We start from the raw sequence: 19712 nt of genomic DNA, 5'->3' as shown, positions 1-19712 counted from the left end.
TCTAGATTGATAGAAAAATGAAGAAAGGAGATTGATAGATGTTTATTAATCACAAAAAAACTGTTTTCTCTAAGCTTGTTGCTAATAAATTAATTATAGTGAGAAACAAGTGGGTGGAATGAACTCGTTATTGCCTACTATTTAATTCAAAAACAACAAGTGAAAACAGCCAAGTTTATTTAGTATTCAACTATGTTAAGTTTAGACGTTATATTCTCCTTTTGATAAAGCCAAATCCAATTGAAAAGAAAAGTGATAAATATAAGAAAAAGGCAAAAGGGAGAAAATCTATAACTGGCACTCCGAGTGTTTGTGCAAAAAATGCACCACTGACTCCCCATGGAATTAAAGGGTTTATTAAAGTACCAGCATCTTCAAGCGTACGAGACATATACTTTCGATCAATTTTTAAATTGTCATACAAATCTTTAAAAGATTGACCAGGAATTAAAATGGATAAGTATTGTTCACCTGTTAATAAATTTACTCCAATAGAAGAAGCGGCGGTAGATAGGATTAATTGTCCTTTTGAATGAATCCGGTAAATTAAGCCCTTTATAAGAGTAGGAATAATATGGAGGGCATTTAAAATTCCTCCAAATGCAAAAGCGACCAATATAAGGGAAATAGACCACATCATCGATTGTAAGCCACCGCGATTTAACATATTACTTACAACACGATCATCAATTGGAAAAGCTGTACCGTTTTGGAGAACTTGAAGAAATTCACCAAATTTCACCTCTTGAAAGCCGATTGCTGTCATACCACCTGTTATAATGCCAACAACTAAAGCTGGGATAACTGGAACTTTTTTTATCGCTAGAATAATAACCAAAATTGGTGATAATAGCGTAATACTACTAATTGAAACGTGATCTTTAATCATGCTCACCATATTTTTCGTTTCATTTATTGAAGCAGTGTCAATTGTTGCGAGTCTTCCGAGTATGAAAAAGATTAGTGTTGTTATGATGATACTTGGAATTGTTGTATGTGTCATATGCCGAATATGTGTAAATAATTTAACAGATGAAATGCCTGACGCAAAGTTTGTAGTGTCTGACATTGGAGACATCTTATCACCAAAACAAGCACCAGAAATAACCGCACCTGCTACCCATTCAACGGGTAAACCAATAGCCATTCCGGCACCCATTAAAGCTACACCAACAGTACTTACAGTAGTAAAAGAACTTCCGACAAGACTTGAGATAACCATACAAGAAAATAGGGATGTAATTAGTAGGTAATTAGGGTTGATGCTTGTTAAGGCATAAGCCATCACCGTGGGGATCGTGCCGCTGATCATCCATGCACCAATTAATATTCCGATTAAAGCAAGAACAATAATCGGTTGAACACCATTCTGAATTCCTTTCACAAGGCCCAGTTCGATCTCTTTCCACTTATAACCTTTTAATACACTTAATGCACTCACTACAATTAGACAAGCTAATAATGCAATATGTGGCTCAGTTTTCCATATAAATAAACTAGTATAAATGATAGCTAATATTAAAAATAAAATAAAAACAGTTTCTTTGAAGATAAATCCTTCCTTATGTTGTTTCATACAAAAGACTCCTTTATAGCTTCAACGCTTTTTTGCTTTCTTGTATAAAAGTATTATATCAAGCTAATAAATTATGTCAATTCATTTCTATAACAACTTAAATTAATGGTTATATATTTTATCAATTAGTTTCTTGGTATATTAATTGGGTGTAAAAAAGAGATCAACAAAATGTTGATCTCTTTTACAGGGAAAATAGCTATTATATATTTTTTGCCATTTGCTTTAAACTATCAGAAGTGTCAGCTATTTGAGAAATAGAATTTGATACATCATTGATAATAGTAGTGAAATTGTTTAAATCAGTTTTTGCTTGTTCACTTTGTTGTTTATTATTGTTCATAATTTCAACAATTGAATCAAAAAATGAATTCATTTCGATCATTTGTGTTGTACCTTTTGTTGTCAGATCTGCTACATTGTTAATAGAATTAGACATGCTATCTATTTGTGAGTGGATATTTGTAATTAAGCTTGAAACACCTTGTACTGAATTTTTTGTTTCTTCTGCTAGCTTTCGAACTTCACTTGCAACAACAGCAAATCCTTTTCCATATTCACCAGCACGTGCTGATTCAATTGCAGCGTTTAAGGCTAATAAGTTTGTTTGTTCTGCAATAGAAGTAACGATTCCAACGACGTTATTAATTTTTTCTGATGTTTGTTCTAGTGATTTCATTTGTTGGATAATGTCTTCGGTACTTTTTTCAATAAATGTCATTAATTCATTTTGCTTCTCTAAATCTTTCTTTCCGTTATGAGCCTGATCTTCAGCTGTAGCTGCAACTTCAAAGCGATCAATGGAGTAAGATGCAATTTCTTTTGATTGAGCAAGAATTTCTTGAATAAACGCATTTGTTTCTTCACTAGATTCTGCAAGTTGTATGGCGAGTCCATTAACTTCAGAACGAATTTGCTCCTTTTGTGAATCAATTTCAGTTTGAATCTTTGCATATTCTTTATCATAGGCTTCTAACACAATTTGCTGCTCAAAGTTAAATAATTTAGTTAAACTATGAACAACTGAAATGACGTCTTCCTTAGTTGAAAGCTTTGACTCAATAGTATCAATTACGGAAGAAAATAATTTTTGAAACGCGGCCATATACCATTTTGCTTCAAGGCCTATTTTCACATGAATATGAGCAATTCTTCTCATACGAACAACATCGTCATCTTCTAAGCGACCGTTAAACATTTTTAAAATATGTTCTTTAAGTGTACCTTTTAATTTATCTACTGAGCTATATTGATTGATTATGTCAATAAGACCCTCGTTCGCTTCAAATGAAGAGTAAAAGGCTGTAACAATAGAATCAATATTTTCTTGGATATAGGGCTTTAAAGTAAGCGCAATATAAAGATCGTCTGATGTTAATCCAGTCATTTCTAATTGTTTACGAAGCTCTTGTTCTTTAATATTTAATGAAATTTGTGATAAAAGTTCACTTTTGTTTTGAGCAAATGAAGTAGTAGATGCCTTTTTTTCTTTTTTAAAAGAAAGAATTCCCATGTAATAATCCCCTTTGGCCATTTTAAAAGATTTGTCTTTACTAGTTATATCGGCTAACATTGATAATGTTTTAGAGGATTGTGAAAATGAAAAAAAGTAGAGAATTTAATCTCTACTTCATTTAGCAATTAACACAGGTATGGTTGAACGATGTGAAACCTTTTCACTTACACTTCCAAATATTAAGCGCTTTAATCCACTGATATCTCTACTACCAATGATAATTAAATCTCCATCATGATTTTTGGCATAGTTGACAATTTCATCTGATGGTTCACCGTATGCAACTTCAACATGTCCATCAATATTATTCTGATCTAAAAGTCGTTGAGCTTCACTTTTTAAGGCTTCTTCCTTCTCAGTATATTCGTCACTTCGAGTATCTGGATTGTCTACTGGTACTGGAACAACTGGATAATTATTTAGTCCTCCTACTGGAGGGGTATGAGAAGGTGGAATCATACCTGATCTGTCACTTCTGGTTACATCTGAAAAAGTGCTTCCTTTTTGGATATTTACAACTGAAAGAGATGATTGTAATTGTTTACTCATGTCAATTCCAAGCTCTAGTGCTTCTCTGCTATCGTCCGTTCCATCATAAGCGACAACTAAGTGTTGAAATTTTTTCATCTTTTATCATCCTTTCTTTACTTGTTATATGTTTAATTCCCTTCTAAAATAAATCTAATCATTTAATTAATAGATCATTTTATTGACACAAGAATTACAGAATATTTTTGATTTCTATAGCCTTTAAAAGATAAGACCAATTAGAAATCCGATCACTACGATTGCGCCGACAATCATAAAAATTGTTCGTAACATATAAAACACCACCTTATAAATCTAAATTTGTTTAACTCACTAATAGGAAACGAATTTATATTTTGACTTTCATAGCAGGTTGTAATACTTGTTGACTTTGTCTCATAATAGTTGAAGAACATATCTGTTTTAAATCGTTTAGTTTTAGTTCAGGAAAAGGACCATCAATTACTACTTTAAGCACCTGTCCACTTTTCACTGTTAAAAGATATGTAATGAGAGAAGGAAGGCTGCCAGTGTTGATCACGCTTTTGTTTTTAGTTAGTAAATAAATTTTACCGTTATATGATTTAGCAAGCTGATTCATTTTAATAACTTGATCAATGCGTAACTGATTTTCTACTTGCAAGTTTAAAGTTAATAGCTTGTTCATTTTAGTTTCCTCCATCCAAAAATGTAATTTGTGTTTTGTTAGTCGTTAATTACCTCTACTTCCAAAAATGAAAACACATTCATTATAAAATGATTATAAAGTCCTATTTGTTGTGAAGGGATTTAGAAAAAATAAGTTCTTTATTAATAAAACAATTCAATATATTGTAAAAAGAAGGTATAGTTAAATTAGTGCGTTATGAAAGGAAGTTGAAGATGGAAAAAGTAAAATACATCAGTATGATTACTGCAGTCTTCACCCAGATTATTGGCATTATATTTTTATTTATAAACATCACGATTGCAATTGGCTTGTTTTTTATTTATTTCATATCATTAGCTGTCTTGCTTGTTGCTTTTATTAAGCTTAGATTAGATGAAAAAAAGGAGGATGATGAAAGTGATTATCGTGACTACTGAAACAGTTCCTGGTAAAGAAACAAAAGAGTATAAGGGGTTTGTTAGAGGAAGTACTGTTCAATCGAAACATATTGGTAAAGACCTTATGGCAGGATTAAAAACCATCGTTGGTGGAGAGTTAAAGGAATATACAGAAATGATGGAAGAAGCTAGACAAAAGGCCATTGGCAGAATGGTAGAAGATGCAAAGACAAAAGGTGCAAATGCCATTGTCTGTATGAGATTAGAATCATCTGCTGTTATGCAAAACGCATCAGAAATTATCGCTTATGGCACGGCTGTGTACATAGAAGAGTAATAGCAAAATATAAAACAAAGATACTCTTAAGAGCGAGTGATAAAAGACTAAGCATTGGTGTTTATGAGTGATTTTCTACGATCACTTGTAATCAGACAGAGAAAATAGGATGATCTTCGAAGAAAGAAAGGAGGAAGTGGATTACCTTTGACATCCACTTCCTTCTTTTTTAGTGGAATTAACAGTATACTTTTTGAATCCCTAATGTTGTGAAGTTGCTTTGCTCGTTACCATCCTGATGTTAACAAATATTAGTTGAAGCACAAGGATAGGTCTTCATATTATTTAGCTTCATATTAGCGAGCGACCAGCAGTGGAGGTCTGTTCGATATGTTCTATTTAGTCAGCTAGCCCATAAAAATGTTAATAACAAATTCCAACACGCTTTTTCATAAATTCCTCACTTTTTATTTGTTGAAAAGCGAAATGAGCTGTATCTTGAACAGAAATTTCCTTACCATCTTCAGGTAAGAAGTCAGCTTCATAGCGGTAATTTTTAGTAAGCTCCCCATCTGGGAGGTATGTTGGACACACGATTGTCCAATTTAATTTACTTCCCTGCAGTTGGTGGTAAACGGTTAAATGCTGTTCAGCGGCTCTCGTTGTTTTTCTTCGAGATTCACTTGATTGAAATCGATATTCTTCTGGCTCCAAACGAGACTGTAAAATGCCAGCTGTACCGATTGTGATTAGACGATTCAGCCCAAATTTATTCATTGCTGAAATAATGTAGGGAGTAGCGACTGAGAGAGTATTTGTGCCATCTGTATTTAAGGCACTAATCACAAGATCAGATCCAACTATAACTTGTTCGATGTCGTTATATTTCGTTGCATCTCCCTTGAGTACTGTTAATGATGGAGATGAAATCTGTATTTTTTCAGGTGTACGAACTAATATTGTAGCACTATGCCCAGCATTCAATAGCAATGATAAAATTTCATTTCCAACTCGACCAGTCGCACCTAATAATGCAATTTTCATTAAATTCACCTCAAGATCCAATTTACAATTTTAAAAATAATTATGAATACATACTCTCCATATCATACATCATTTGGGAGTAAATAAATAATGGTTGTATTTTATGTAGTATTATTGGCATCTTATAGAAAGTAGGAAAATCCTTCATTGCTACAAACTTTAACATAGGCTTTCAAATAAAAGAAATGATCCTATAAGAAGCTACAGTCTTCATAAAGGCGGTTCCAAAAACAGTCATAACAAAAAAGAGACCGACAGAGGGAAAAATTGTGCCAGACTCTTTTTGGTTCAATTATATTCTCTTTTTTGCTTCCTCCCAATAATATACTTGAGGAAATCTTATATAAACAACATATTCATGAAATAGAGTGTAACCTACGAAAGCAACTTGCTTCCAGTCGACAGAGTCAAGCATACCAATTCGCCCCTTTTTTACAAAGTAAGAAAGTATCATTTTTTTACCTTGCACATTTCTTATAAATTTCTATTTGAACGAATATCGATGGATTAGTTAAAAAAGATGTATAGAGGTTTTTTATACTATATGGTTTATAGAACTTGTTTGATACTTATTGTTATAAAAAAACGGCAAAAAAAGAAGAGGCTGACACAATGTGCCAGCCTCTTAGCCAAATATATGAAATTGTTATTGTTGAGTATAACCGCTCATAGATTGTTGAGCCATTGATACTAAACGCTTAGTGATTTCTCCACCTACAGAACCGTTAGCTCTTGAAGTAGTTTCTCCACCAAGATTAACTCCGAATTCAGAAGCAATCTCATACTTCATTTGATCAATTGCTTGAGAAGCTCCTGGTACTACTAGTTGGTTAGACGAATTGCTGTTGTTTGAACTGTTTTGTGCCATCTGTCATTCATCTCCTCATAATAGTTATAATGGTTGGGTTAGTTGGATTTGCACCAAACTTATGAAGTGTTGTCCTTCACCGCCTAACTCGGCGTAACCCATTGATTTAATTTTGTGAGTTGAAAATATGTTGTTGCTTTGTTGTTACTAAGTATTATGGATGATTTGAAAATTTATATACACTTTTTTTTTGGTAATTTTTTCTCCTATAAAAACTTTAAGAAAAAATTAATGTTATTTAAAATATTGCTCAAATAAAATTTAACTATATTCATCATTTTAGGTAAAAGTAAAAGAATCCTTTCGATGTTATATATTTCGGATTTGAAAAACAACAAGTGAAAGAAAATACCCTAAACTTGTAGAGTTACTTTGAAATGTTAATGATAATAACAGATGATTTAGCTGCTGAACATTACATAATTAATCTCAACTTGAGAGAATCTAACGCTATGAAGAGTTAGAGTTAAAGGAGATGAAAGGATGGGGTTATGTCCTTTATGTAATGGATTTGAGATGAAGTCAATCCAATGTCCTAATTGCCAAAGTCTTATGGAGGATAGAGGGAAAGTAACAGATTATTTTGATGATTATAGTGCATATATGGATATAGATATCATGAAATTGTTTGATGGATATGCAAATTCTTTAGAAAATCATGAATGTATTCATTATTTTTATTGCCCAGTTTGTCAGCATCAAGAATCAAATTCGGTGAGTGAGTAAAAACAAAAGCCATGTTCTACTAAGAACATGGCTTTTGTTTTGCTATTTATTTTTCGCCAGCTGGACGAATTCTTAAATCTGATTCAATATCGAAGAAGTGAGCTTTATTCATATCTAAAGCTAATTCAAGTTCTTGACCAGGTTTAACATCAGTACGAGAATCAACACGTGCTACGAACGTTTGACCATCGATTTCTGAGTAAAGCATAGTTTCAGCACCCATTAACTCAGCAACTTCAATTTTAGCTGTGATTTTTGTTCCTTGAGAAGAATCGATGAATACAGGCTCATCATGGATTTCTTCTGGACGAACGCCCATAAGGATTTCTTTGTTCACATAGCCTTGCTCACGAAGATATTTCATTTTACCTTCTGGAACAGCTACTGAAGTAGATCCCATTGTGAATTTACCTTCACCAAGTGTACCTTTGAAGAAGTTCATTGCAGGTGATCCAATGAATCCGCCAACAAATGAGTTTTCTGGTTTATCATAAACCTCTTTAGGTGAACCAACTTGTTGAATGATACCGTCTTTTAGTACAACAAGACGAGTTGCCATTGTCATTGCTTCAGTTTGGTCATGTGTTACGTAAATTGTCGTTGTTTGTAAGCGTTGGTGTAATTTCGTGATTTCAGCACGCATTGCTACACGAAGCTTAGCATCAAGGTTAGATAAAGGCTCATCCATTAAGAATACTTTTGCATCACGAACGATTGCACGACCTAATGCAACACGCTGGCGTTGTCCACCAGATAAAGCTTTAGGTTTACGTTGTAAATATTGCTCAAGACCAAGAATTTTCGCAGCTTCTGTTACACGACGCTCGATCTCATCCTTTGGTAATTTACGAAGCTTTAATCCAAATGCCATGTTGTCATAAACATTCATATGTGGATATAATGCATAGTTTTGGAATACCATTGCGATGTCACGATCTTTTGGTGCTACATCATTCATACGTTTTCCATCGATGAAGAAATCACCTTTTGAAATCTCTTCTAATCCAGCAACCATACGAAGTGTAGTTGATTTACCACAACCTGATGGACCAACGAATACGATAAATTCTTTATCTTGAATGTGAAGGTTGAAATCTTCTACTGCTGTTACTTTATTATCATAAATTTTATAAATATTGTTTAATTGAATCTCTGCCATTTTATTATTCCTCCCTATTTCTGAAAGCGTTTTAACTTATTTTCATTGTAAGGGATTTCAGAGAGTAAAGTAAACGTACAAGTTGCACGAAAAAAATAGGCTATTTTTGTGCAACTTGTAATTTATATAATTGAATAGTTTTTAATCTTTAAGGCGTACGATCGTAATGGCAAGAAAAATAAAGGCAGCAGTTGAAAAAATTCGTATGTCTAATCCGGTTTTTTCTAGCAATTTTTCTAATCGGTATTGAAGACTATTACGATGAATAAATAATCGTTTCGCTGTTGAAGAAGCATTTAGATTCGATTGAAGAAAAGCTTCAATTGTATGAATTAGCTCATTATCCTCAAGTGCTTCTACTAAATGGTTTGATAATAAATCTTTATTAATTTTAGATGGTGTTTTGAGTACCAGTAAAGGAAGTGCCTCATAAAAGCTGACAACTCTTTCTCTGTTTGATGCATGATGTAGCGCCTGAAAACAGTTATGTTCTAACTTGAATTTTACTCTAAGGTCAGAATCATTTTTTTGAAGTTGTCCAATGTATAGAAATGGTTCTACAAAAAAATCACTTGTTAATGTATCACTTAAGTTTTTTAATGATTCTATCTCCAAAACAGTTGTTGGTTTTTCCTCAATAATGATGCCATGAGAATAACTCAACCAAAGAACTAGATCTGAATTAAGAATTCCCTGTACAGCTTCTTCAAAGCTTTGTTTATCATCTATAGGTTTAGTTAAATAAAAATAATAAAATCGCACACCACTTTGATCAGATGGAAGTGGAGAAGGAATAATTTGTTTTTCATAGAATAAAAAATCAACCCACTTTTGTTGATTAACTGATAAATGTTCTTCACTTAACGGTTGTGTATGTTGAAAGAGAGACGAAAGTAAGTTTTTTTCGGTTTCTGATAGAGAAGATTTCAGAATACCAAAAGTTTGACCAAGTTCAGTTTGAAACCATTCATATGTTGAGTCATTAGGAGAATAGCTTGTAGTCATTGCATGTTTAAAATGCTGCATTAATTTATCTAGCATGAAAATTCCTCTTTTCGTGCAATAAGTCTTACTTACATTATAGAAAAGAAATGGACTGCTTAAAAGCTTATTGATCGGTATTACAAGTTATTTTTTGAAATATAAGGGTAAGAAAAAGGTAAGACAAGAATGAAGGAGGACTTTCCATGTTAGAAACATTCAATGAAACAGCGATAGCATCTTATTTGAAAACAACAATAAAAGAAAATTGCCAAAAGCTAGATGAAGAAAATGTAGATGAAATCACAAAAGCAAAAATCCAAGGAAAGATTGAAGGATATAACGAGTTTTTAGAACGCTTTAAATTAGGAAAACAATCTTGTGAAGATGAGTAAAAGACTGGCAAATGTCAGTCTTTTTTTTAGAAGTTAAAAATTTTAAGACTTGGTACTTAGTTTTGGGTAACTAAGTCTAGCATCATGTCCTCGGAGTTATAGTAGCTAATTTGGATTAATGACAAAGAGCATCTCTACTTTTTAGCATTACTAAGCTTTCTTAGCTAGTTATAACCTTTACGCTTGCTGATCTAGAGTAGATTTTAACAGTAGAGAGTTTGCATGTTTCGGACATTTTTAGCAGGGGAAAAAGAAGGAAAACGTAAAAAGATTCAATTTAAGGGGTGAATGGATGAATACAGATGTTTTGATTATTGGTGGAGGTGTTGGTGGATTAACTGTTGCCTTAAGACTTGCGATGTGTGGAATCGATGTTACCGTTGTTGAGCAGCAAAAGGGCAATTCTCATATGTATAAAGGAGAGCTTTTACAGCCTAAGAGCCTAGAAATATTCCAAAGGTTAAACATTGCTGATGAAATTCGAGATAATGGTCATCCTCTTCACAGCATTACAGTAGAAGAAATGAAATACAAATCAGGTATTTATCAAAATACAAGAAAATCAAAGATGGATTATCGAGTGATTAACACGCCATATAACTATGGATTGATGATTCCACATGAAAAACTAAAAGAAATTTTGTTGAAAAAGTCAAAAAAATTCTCGACGTTTCATTATTATCAGCCAGCTAGGTTTACTGAATTTATCGATCAAGATACCGCTCTAATTGACTACAATGGTACAACCTTACAAATGAATGCGAAGGTGTTTGTTGGTGCAGAGGGAAGGAGATCGAAAGTAAGGAAACATATTGGAATAGATGGGGAAGAGCATACCTATGATCATCATTTTTTAACTGTCAACTTTCCAAGACCAGATGATTTAACAGAGGGCAAAATGATTTCGACGAAAGATACATTTTTAGGATTATTTCCATTACCTAATAATCAAGTGCGATCTGTCTATTTAATTCCTTCCGGAGAATATAAGGCAATTAAGGAACAGGGAATAGAAGCATTTTTTGAAAAGGTCATCTCTCTGAGTCCAGAGCTTGATCGTTATGTTAATCAAATCCCCTCTTGGAGAAATATTCAATTGATGATTCCCTTTCAATTTCATGCGAACAGCTATAGTAAAGGAAATAAGGTCATTATTGGAGATGCTGCACATAATGTACATCCTATGGCAGGTGAAGGGATGAATTTGGCCATTCAGGATGGAGATGCTTTAGGAGATTTAATTTGTTGGATGGAAGAGCAAAATCGTTTTTCAATAAAACAACTTAATTGGTTTGAGCAAGTTAGAAAACCAAGGGTCAAGCACTTATTATCGATTAGTCATTTGGCTGCTCTAGCTTATTCAAAACCTTTTCGGTATTTCACACGAATTCGTGGGCGTGGATTTCAACAAATGGAACATGACGACATGCTGCATTATAAACAAATGCTAAATATTTCAGGGCTAGGTATGTGGAAAGAGTCCTTTTATGAGCGGCTTATTCAAATTGGTTTATTACCAACTCGATCTTTTCAAAGTGTTCAAATGTTGCAGTCTGATACTTTATTCACGAGTAAAGATGATTATCCATGGAGATACCAAGGAGGAGTTGAAAAATGATTACTGAGTATATTCGAATTTTCAAGGCTAGAGGTTGGATGAAACGAAATATGCCCTTTCTATATACTTGGCATGCGTACGTAGGATATGAGTTAAATTTGTATTCAGCATTTAAAAAGCCAAAGACGATTGAGGAAGTGGCAGAAAAATATAGTTTGCAAAAAGATCTACTTCAAAGATGGATGGACGTAGGTGTAGCCATTTCTTATATGAAAAAAGGCTCAAAAGGTAGATTTCGTACAATTAAGAAAATCATGCTACCAGCTTCAAAAAATAATCCTTCTTCAAGTGGTGCGATCTTAAAGGAAATGATGGAATTACATATTCCAACACTATTGAGTTACCCATCAGTCATGAAAACGAAAGAAAAACATACCTTTAATGAGGAATTGCATGGTACTGTAGTGGCACAAACTTCCTCTATGTTAGAGCAGCTTGCATTAAGGAAAATATCTAAATTAGTGAAGAAAAATAATGTACAAACACTTGTTGATGTAGGCTGTGGACATGGAGGGTATTTGCAAAAATTAGCAGAAAAATATCCGCAAATAAATATGTATGGATTAGAAGCAAATGAAGAAGTGTCAATCGAAGCGAAAAAAAGGTCAGAGCATGTCAAAAGAATAACGATTGAACATGTTGATGCCTTTGAATGGTATCCTAAAACAGAAATTGATTTTGTCATGGTTCATAATTTACTTCATTATTTGTCAACAGAAGATCGAAAAAAACTTTTTACACATATTGGGAAGTGGCTGTCAAAAGGAGGAACTATATCCATTATGACACCGATCCAAAATGGAAAGCATGGACAACAATTTTCTAGTGTGTTTAATAGTTTTTTTTCTGCTTATGAAAATCTTTTCCCTTTGCCTACAAAAGAAGAGATAGGAAAAATAGCTAAACATGCGGACTTATCGATATCATCATATTCCCCGATTGTAAAAGAAGCTGGATGGTATCTTATTACATTGGAAAAGTAAAGGCGCTTTAGTTTGTATAGGAAGAAAACATCCCCCACTTATTGGACTTTGTGAATAAAACGTAATAAAGGGGGGAGTGATTTCTTTTTTTAAAAGCCTTTTTTCCATAGCCCATAAGCTAATATAGAAATGAAGATAAAGAACGCCCACATTTCTAAATCATTTTATGCTCGTAAGGGTTATTTAAGACGCTTAAGCTTTAATCAACTTTATGTGGTGGGTCCTCTTTTGTCAGGTTTCTTGCTTCCTCGATATTCGTTGATTCATCTCTCATATGAACAGAGCCACCTGATAAACCTTCATTAATCATACGATCAATATCTAGGTAGGCCTTGTCTTTGCCTTCATAATTCACATCTTGTTTAACAGCATCATGTTTGTTAGTCATTTTAAAACCTCCTTATACACAATATTTTGTGCGTTAAGAGATTCAATCATTCATATACATGAAATAGCATTAATTCGTGAATTTGTGATTGAAGATTTGTTTCGTCTTCCTTTGGAGGTGGAGCAGCTCCCCATTCAATTTGTCCGTTTTTATGATAAATTCCATCGTATTGTGTGCCTCTAAAATAAAAAGAAATTCTCCACCCTGGTAAATTGGCTTGTTTAAATAATGGCTTGTATTGAAAATGTGTAATCAATTCACTCGCTCCTTTTTTGAAAGATAAGAAAGCATATAATTCTGCACGTAGTTTTGGTGTCTAGCTTCAGGTGCCATCGGCTCGAGGGAAGAAATAAAACCCTTTTTCCTAGGTCATAAGTCAAATAGGAATTGTCTTAGTATATGAATTAATACGTCATGAAAGGGAACAATCCCTTTAGGAAATTAATGGTTTTTGTTTGTGAGCTCAAAAAATAAATCGACAAGCCTTGTTATTCGGTTATGTTGAATATCAATTTCATCAAATAACATGGGCTTAGAATTCACTTCGAAGATGTAGGGCGTACCATTTGGTGTGATTCCCACATCCATTGAAAACTCACCAACAAATCCTATTTGTTTACTTAGGCAAGTTCCAACTGTATGAGCAAGGTGATTTAGGTCGTGAATTGAACATTTATTGGCTACCTTAGAAAATGGAATAATTTCGCCTCCATTAGGAACATGAGTAATAATCGAGTTTTTCGCAGCCTTCCGAACACCTATACCAGTAATATAATAACTATCTTTATGATAGAGACAATGAATTCTTAAATCATATTTACAATCTTCCACAGTATCTGTTTTAATTTCCTGTTGTAGTATGTATGATTCTGTCAAAATCGTATCGATCTTTAATAAAAACTGCTCTTCGTTATAGGTCTGGCACTTGTCTTTAGATAGGATATAGAATGTGTTTTCTTCTTTTACAAGCTTATAGATTCCTTTCCCTTTATGCCCTATTGTGGGTTTTGCATATATAGCATGTGTCTCAAGTAAATCCAAAATATTATTACTTCTTGAGTGGAGCCAAGTTTTCGGTAGATGTAGTTGTAGCTCTTTTTCTTGTGCTAAAGCTTTGTAGCACTCCCATTTATTAAAAAAGCCAGAATTAAAAAAGGGCTTGTTCTCATCAAGGTATAATTGTTGAATGGTTTGAAAAGCAGTTGATTTTTCTTCAGATCTAGATGAAATTTTATTATAGATAATTGATGGAAAAGGGAAAGTAGTTCTTCCCCATTTCTGCTGTTGTTCACTAAATATAAAGCCAATTATGCAATCTTTTTGAATATGATCTGTTGTAAATACAAAAGAAAGACCACCTTTGCTCATCAGCTGTTTTTGAATAGCTTTGAATAAGCTAGCATCACCACGGAAGCTATCTTTTTTACTACCATTGCTAGCCAAGATGCCAACTAAAGGAAAGAATTTAAGCTTCTTCATTTATGATATCCTCAGGATAAAAAATCGCTTTTTTTGTTAAGTAGTACCCGTATTGTAGAGAGCTTTTTCGTGATAAAAGATCTGCATCTTTAAGTTCTGGATGTGAAAAAATGGATCTTCCAGGCTTCGAATTTGCTTCAAACATCCATACTCTTCCTTCTTGATCAATGCCAAAGTCAAATCCAATTTCACCAATAAAACCTGTAATTTTGCTATCAATACTCTCACTTAAAGAAATGGCTGCTTCAGTTAAATCATGAAATGCTTTTAAGCGTTTTTGTGGATCTTCATAAATTTCCTCTAATGTTTTAACAACACCACCATTGTTTAAGTGCGTTGTAACACTGCCTTTACCTGCTACTTTTGCAGCGAGAGCAGTAATCTTCCAGTTTCCATGTTCATCTTTATTCGTATGAATTCTAAAATCAATAGCCTTTCCTTCTAAACGAATTAATTTGATTCCTTGCTGAGCTAAATAACTAGAAAGAAGACGATCTTTAAAAGCTACTTTTAAAAAATGTTCGAGAGAAGGATATTTTCTTAGGCGATTTATCTCATGATCATCTCGATATCTTGAATAATATGTATTCTCTTCACGAGAATACATTAACTGAAACACTCCAAGTCCTAAGCTACCATTTACAGGCTTTAAATAAATGTTTTGATAAGTTGATAGCATTTCTTCCATTTGGCTAATGGTAGGTTTTTGAATGGTATCAGGTAAATATTTCGCAACTTTTGAATCGTGAATAAGAAGTTGATGAACGGACCATTTATTAAAAAATCCTGGGTTATACCATGGAATGGAATATTCTTCAGTTAACCGTTTTTTTACTAATTTAAGAGCTTGATGGTTTTCGATCCGCCTATTTGGTAAGCGGTCATACACAACATTAGGAAAAGGGAATCTGCTTTTTTTCCAACCATTTTTACCATGTGTGAAGCCTTCAACAGTGCCATTTTCCCAATCTATATGATGAGCGCCAAAGACAAATGTAAATAAGCCGATAGATTGATCAAGAGATAAAAACTTAGCAAAAAATATTGACCGCTCTCCAATAGGGCGAAGTGGTGATTCTGTAAAGCCAGCTGTAAAAATGCCAATTAAAGGTCCTAAGTGAAGAGTCTGATCATGGAAAATCAAATGTGTTTTTCCATCGCTCGGTAGTTGAAGATCTTTACATAGCTGTTCAGGTATAACAATATAATCTTTCAGTTCTGGAAGATATCTTACTTCACAAGATCGATTAATTGTGCCAAAAGAAATTGTGTTTATCTCATTGTTTGTTCTTGTTGTTAGTGGTAGGTAAACGATGTTATCTTTAGAGTTTGATATGTTGATAGAATAAATGTCAGTCATTTGTTTCGACTCCTTTAACATTGTTATATTTACTAAGATATTGACAATATTCTAATGGCGCTTTGTAAAGCTGCTCTTTAAGATGTGGATTTGTTTTTGTGAACGTTTTACGGCCAGGCTTAGAATTTATATCTAGAATCCAAATTGATCCATCCTTGGCATAACCAATATCAACACCAATCTCAAAAAGCTGCTTGAATTTCTCTTCAAGTAATGGTGGTAAACAATCGATAATCGTAGATAATTCATCTTCGAGTAAATATTTTTGCTTATGTGTTAAGTCTTGGGACCAGTCCTGAAAACGTAAAGGATCTCCTCCACTGTTTAAATTTGATAAAAAGGACCCATGATACCCTTTACGAACACCTTTTTCAATTAAATGCCACTCGCCATTTCTATCTTTTTGCATGAATAAACGGATATCGAAAGGATAATTGTTAGCATCTGTTAATGGGAGGTAAGGTTGAAGCAGATAGGGTTGTTGAAGAATTAGCTTTTCACACCATTTTGACAAATCTTTTAGTGATGAAAAAACTTTATGTTTTTTATCATGGCCTTTATGATAAGTAACAGTTATGCTATCTGAAGATTGCTTAACGGCAATGATCCCAACACCTCTTGATCCATGAATAGGTTTTAAAATACATGGACCAGATAGCTTTAAATGCTTGATCACTTGTATTGAATCATTTAAAAGTTCAGTTGGTGGAAGATATGGATCAATTGTTTGATCGTTAAGTAATGAAGTGTAAAGTTTCCATTTATCTGGTAAGCCAAATCCTAAAAAAGTAGTAGTCGGATTTTTTTTTAGCCATTCAACAATAGGTTTTCCCTTTTTTGAGGCTTGTTGGTTGTTATAAAAGCATCTATCATAAATAAAGGAGGGAATTGAAAAGGACGTGTCCACCCATTGCTGTGCTTTTGGTTCAAATTTCTCGCCAGTAATCATTAATGAAGTAGGATCAATAGACGTAGGTTCAAATCGTACACATTCGATGTTGTAGGGCTCACTTCTTTTGGCAATTTCAGTAATGTACGTATTTTCATGCTTTTTATTAATAACTAAAAAACCTAATGTTTTCTTCTGCATTTCTGTCATTCCCTTCGATCTTACTTAGGATTACTTTTGGTTATATAAAAATAGACAATAGTTAATGATTGCCCGTGCTGAAGGACGAACTTTGCCTTTTTTTGGGTCATCTTCTGATTTAGAAGGCTTTGTGTTGACCTCAATAATCCAAGGCTTACCTTCTTCATCTAAAGCAAGGTCAATACCGAATTCTCCAAACTCACCACCTGCTTGAATACAAATGACTTCAACAATTTCAAGAGATAATTCCGCTAATAATTTTCGTAATTGCAAACTATCTTTTTCGCCATACAATTTATTTAACAAATCCTTGATTTGAAAAATACTCCCGCCTCTTGCAAGATTTGCAACAAATTGGTTGTCTCCAGATACCCTAGCAACGCTTGATGAAACTTTCCAGTTTTGTTGATCCTTTTTATGACATAAAAATCTAAAATCAAGTGTGTTATGTTCGTATTTTTTTAGATTGATTGTTTCTTGTACTAAGAAGCCTTCTCTTTTTAATCTCGGATAAAGAGAGGAGAATAGCTGATAAAAACTTTCATATTGTTTGTTAATTTCTCCAGAAAAGGTTGTGAAATCCAAAAGGTATGATTGATCGTCTTTTTCAATCACTCTGAAAATCCGCTTTCCTTGACTGCCGTTAATTGGCTTGATAAAAACATCCTTTTTTTCATGAAGCATTTGTTCTAGAGTAGCTTTAGATTCAAGTAACTGACTATCAGGTAAATAAGGAATAAGGTGCTCACTTGCTGATAGAATTTGATGTACCTCCCATTTATTTAAAAAACGATCATTAAAATAGGGGATTTTATTTTCAATAAAATCAGTTGTTACAGATAAAAAGGCTTTTGATAGTTCAAGTTTTCTAGAATGTATCCGGTTATGAACAACATCTGGATATGGTACAGATATTTTTATCCATTTGTTGTCAGAAAAACAGTAGCCTGTCATATGATCTTTGTTGTACATTTTTAGTGAAAATATATATAGTAAGCATCCATTCTTATGACAATATCGTGCAAGTTCTTGACAAAAATCATGAATAGATCCAAAGCTCAATTCTTGCTTAGTTCTAATTTCTGTTAATACACCAATTATTGGTCCAAGTCTTATTTGTGCAGAATCGATCTGTTTTGCTTGAAGTGTAAAGGTATGATTTGGTAAATATAATTCATCAAGAATATTGGTAGTGAGAGACAAACTTAAATGTTCCTCATTTATTAATACGACTGGACATGTTACAGTATGCATTCCACAGTTAATTTTCAAGGATTGAAGGTATTTAGATAAACCTAAATGTTTTCTGAGACCTTCTGTTATTTCACAAATAAAAGGTCTCGAAGAAGTGTGCGATGGCGATATTTCAATTAATGTTTGGTTCATAATGCATATCCCTCATTTGCTCGGTGTTAAGACAAGCTCTATAATGTGTATAGGCTGATGTTTATAAAACATCGTATGAAAAGGAATTAAAATCGGTGAAGTGGTGGAAGGTAGATGGTGATGAAAGATTTATTTTTAGTAGTAATTATGATTGGTATTGGTGCAGCAATCGGTGGTGTAACAAATTCATTGGCAATCAAGATGTTATTTCGTCCATACAATCCTATCTTTATTTTTGGCAAACGAGTTCCTTTTACACCTGGACTCATCCCAAAGAGAAGACAGGAGTTAGCAAATCAGCTTGGACGAATGGTTGTTGAGCATCTGTTAACAGCTGAAGGAATTAAACGTAAATTTCTTCAATCGCAATTTAAAGATCAGATGATATCTTGGGGAGAAACTCAAGTTAAAAAGCTAACACATTCAGAAAAAACGCCAGAACAAATAATGGCAGCTATATCTATTGAAAATCCTACTGAACTAGTAAATAATAAGCTAAAGGAATTTGCTTCTAGTAAATATGATGAATTGATAGGTGAAAATAAAAATAAATCATTGCAACAAATATTACCTCAACACGTGGAGGATGAACTATACGTAGCAATTCCAAAGGTGGCACAGTTTATAACTGAAAAAGGAATTACTTATTTTGAGAGTACTGAAGGAAAGCAAAAGCTCAAAAAGATGATTGAAGACTTTTTATCCACTAGAGGGATGCTTGGGAATATGATCGGTATGTTTCTTGGTAATGATAGTCTTGTTGACAAGGTCCAACCAGAAGTTATTAAGTTCTTAAAAAATCAAGAAACAAAAAATCTCTTAACAACGCTAATTGCACGTGAATGGAATAACATGAAAGAAATGACTCTTGAAGAAATTGATGAAAAATGGGGAGTCATAAAAAAAGGATCAGGGCTATTAGATAGTATTGTTGATAATTTAAACATCAACAACTTGCTATCAAAGCCGATCTCAACATACCTAAAACCAAATGAGGAAGTAATCATTAACAAATGGTTACCTAAGGCAATTGAAGTCGCAACAAATTATCTTGTTGCACATTTGGATGGAATGATGAAACAGTTAAAATTAGAAGAGGTTGTTAAAGAACAAGTAGAAACATTTGCTGTAGATCGTTTAGAAGATATGATCCTCTCGATTTCCCGAAAGGAATTTAAAATGATTACGTATTTAGGTGCTTTACTAGGTGGTATTATCGGTGGCTTTCAAGCTTTACTCGTCATGCTGTTTTAAGTAAAGTCAGCTAGCAAAAGATTTAAACATAAATATA

21 protein-coding genes are annotated in these 19712 nt (G+C 33.4%); 7 read left to right on the top strand and 14 right to left on the bottom strand.

Going from position 1 to position 19712, the window contains the following annotated elements:
• Positions 1–208: 208 nt before the first annotated feature.
• The 4 genes from nhaC to LC076_RS16000 all read right to left on the bottom strand — a co-directional run bounded on the left by nhaC (position 209) and on the right by LC076_RS16000 (position 4287).
• Positions 209–1576 (bottom strand): Na+/H+ antiporter NhaC, encoded by a 1368-nt coding sequence (gene nhaC / locus LC076_RS16015; protein WP_226670107.1) that lies wholly within the window; start codon positions 1574–1576, stop codon positions 209–211.
• Between the two features lie 202 nt (positions 1577–1778).
• Positions 1779–3089 carry a globin-coupled sensor protein gene (locus LC076_RS16010; RefSeq protein ID WP_226670106.1) on the bottom strand — a complete coding sequence of 437 codons (1311 nt, stop codon included), beginning with the start codon at positions 3087–3089 and terminating at the stop codon, positions 1779–1781.
• 117 nt (positions 3090–3206) lie between these two features.
• Positions 3207–3719, bottom strand: a complete 513-nt coding sequence (locus tag LC076_RS16005) for a universal stress protein (RefSeq protein ID WP_226670105.1) — start codon at positions 3717–3719, stop codon at positions 3207–3209.
• Positions 3720–3969: 250 nt separating this feature from the next.
• Entirely contained in the window at positions 3970–4287 is a 318-nt protein-coding gene (locus LC076_RS16000) for a hypothetical protein (protein ID WP_226670104.1), read from the bottom strand.
• Between the two features lie 215 nt (positions 4288–4502).
• On the opposite strand from LC076_RS16000, the gene LC076_RS15995 reads away from it, so the two are divergent.
• Positions 4503–4706, top strand: coding sequence for a hypothetical protein (locus tag LC076_RS15995; RefSeq protein ID WP_226670103.1), 204 nt, complete (start codon positions 4503–4505; stop codon positions 4704–4706).
• Entirely contained in the window at positions 4687–5004 is a 318-nt protein-coding gene (locus LC076_RS15990; RefSeq protein ID WP_226670102.1) for a YbjQ family protein, read from the top strand. The genes LC076_RS15995 and LC076_RS15990 overlap by 20 nt, the downstream gene beginning before the upstream one ends.
• A 363-nt stretch (positions 5005–5367) precedes the next feature.
• Here LC076_RS15990 and LC076_RS15985 read toward each other — a convergent pair whose 3' ends face one another.
• The gene (locus LC076_RS15985; protein WP_226670101.1) at positions 5368–5988 is read right to left on the bottom strand and encodes an NAD(P)-dependent oxidoreductase; all 621 of its coding nucleotides are present in this window, start codon (positions 5986–5988) and stop codon (positions 5368–5370) included.
• Between the two features lie 646 nt (positions 5989–6634).
• Entirely contained in the window at positions 6635–6856 is a 222-nt protein-coding gene (locus tag LC076_RS15980; RefSeq protein ID WP_146949545.1) for an alpha/beta-type small acid-soluble spore protein, read from the bottom strand.
• 483 nt (positions 6857–7339) lie between these two features.
• On the opposite strand from LC076_RS15980, the gene LC076_RS15975 reads away from it, so the two are divergent.
• Entirely contained in the window at positions 7340–7582 is a 243-nt protein-coding gene (locus LC076_RS15975; RefSeq protein WP_226670100.1) for a hypothetical protein, read from the top strand.
• Between the two features lie 46 nt (positions 7583–7628).
• Here LC076_RS15975 and LC076_RS15970 read toward each other — a convergent pair whose 3' ends face one another.
• Both LC076_RS15970 and LC076_RS15965 read right to left on the bottom strand, forming a co-directional pair.
• Positions 7629–8741, bottom strand: coding sequence for an ABC transporter ATP-binding protein (locus LC076_RS15970; RefSeq protein WP_226670099.1), 1113 nt, complete (start codon positions 8739–8741; stop codon positions 7629–7631).
• A gap of 141 nt (positions 8742–8882) precedes the next feature.
• Positions 8883–9782, bottom strand: coding sequence for a PucR family transcriptional regulator (locus tag LC076_RS15965; protein ID WP_226670098.1), 900 nt, complete (start codon positions 9780–9782; stop codon positions 8883–8885).
• Positions 9783–9928: 146 nt separating this feature from the next.
• Here LC076_RS15965 and LC076_RS15960 point away from each other — a divergent pair, with 146 nt between their 5' ends.
• The 3 genes from LC076_RS15960 to LC076_RS15950 all read left to right on the top strand — a co-directional run bounded on the left by LC076_RS15960 (position 9929) and on the right by LC076_RS15950 (position 12718).
• Positions 9929–10117 (top strand): hypothetical protein, encoded by a 189-nt coding sequence (locus LC076_RS15960; protein ID WP_226670097.1) that lies wholly within the window; start codon positions 9929–9931, stop codon positions 10115–10117.
• Between the two features lie 292 nt (positions 10118–10409).
• The gene (locus tag LC076_RS15955; RefSeq protein ID WP_226670096.1) at positions 10410–11735 is read left to right on the top strand and encodes an FAD-dependent oxidoreductase; all 1326 of its coding nucleotides are present in this window, start codon (positions 10410–10412) and stop codon (positions 11733–11735) included.
• Entirely contained in the window at positions 11732–12718 is a 987-nt protein-coding gene (locus LC076_RS15950) for a class I SAM-dependent methyltransferase (protein ID WP_226670095.1), read from the top strand. Before LC076_RS15955 ends, LC076_RS15950 begins: the two co-directional genes overlap by 4 nt.
• Before the next feature lie 199 nt (positions 12719–12917).
• On the opposite strand, the gene LC076_RS15945 is transcribed toward LC076_RS15950, so the two are convergent.
• The 6 genes from LC076_RS15945 to LC076_RS15920 all read right to left on the bottom strand — a co-directional run bounded on the left by LC076_RS15945 (position 12918) and on the right by LC076_RS15920 (position 18421).
• Positions 12918–13106, bottom strand: a complete 189-nt coding sequence (locus LC076_RS15945; RefSeq protein ID WP_226670094.1) for a hypothetical protein — start codon at positions 13104–13106, stop codon at positions 12918–12920.
• Positions 13107–13152: 46 nt separating this feature from the next.
• The gene (locus LC076_RS15940; protein ID WP_226670093.1) at positions 13153–13362 is read right to left on the bottom strand and encodes a YheE family protein; all 210 of its coding nucleotides are present in this window, start codon (positions 13360–13362) and stop codon (positions 13153–13155) included.
• Positions 13363–13547: 185 nt separating this feature from the next.
• Positions 13548–14585 (bottom strand): YheC/YheD family protein, encoded by a 1038-nt coding sequence (locus LC076_RS15935; RefSeq protein ID WP_226670092.1) that lies wholly within the window; start codon positions 14583–14585, stop codon positions 13548–13550.
• Positions 14572–15945, bottom strand: a complete 1374-nt coding sequence (locus LC076_RS15930; protein WP_226670091.1) for a YheC/YheD family protein — start codon at positions 15943–15945, stop codon at positions 14572–14574. The genes LC076_RS15935 and LC076_RS15930 overlap by 14 nt, the downstream gene beginning before the upstream one ends.
• Positions 15938–17035: a YheC/YheD family protein gene (locus LC076_RS15925; RefSeq protein WP_226670090.1), complete on the bottom strand. Its 1098-nt coding sequence runs from the start codon at positions 17033–17035 to the stop codon at positions 15938–15940. The genes LC076_RS15930 and LC076_RS15925 overlap by 8 nt, the downstream gene beginning before the upstream one ends.
• Positions 17036–17065: 30 nt before the next feature.
• Positions 17066–18421, bottom strand: coding sequence for a YheC/YheD family protein (locus tag LC076_RS15920; RefSeq protein ID WP_226670089.1), 1356 nt, complete (start codon positions 18419–18421; stop codon positions 17066–17068).
• A 114-nt stretch (positions 18422–18535) separates the two neighbouring features.
• On the opposite strand from LC076_RS15920, the gene LC076_RS15915 reads away from it, so the two are divergent.
• On the top strand, positions 18536–19675 hold the full coding sequence (locus LC076_RS15915) for a DUF445 domain-containing protein (RefSeq protein WP_226670088.1): 1140 nt from the start codon (positions 18536–18538) through the stop codon (positions 19673–19675).
• Positions 19676–19712: the final 37 nt, after the last annotated feature.

Source organism: Metabacillus litoralis (assembly GCF_020524045.1).
Taxonomy (GTDB): domain Bacteria; phylum Bacillota; class Bacilli; order Bacillales; family Bacillaceae; genus Metabacillus; species Metabacillus litoralis_C.
Note: the sequence above shows the minus strand (reverse complement) of the source record. Positions and strands in the feature narration are given on the sequence as shown.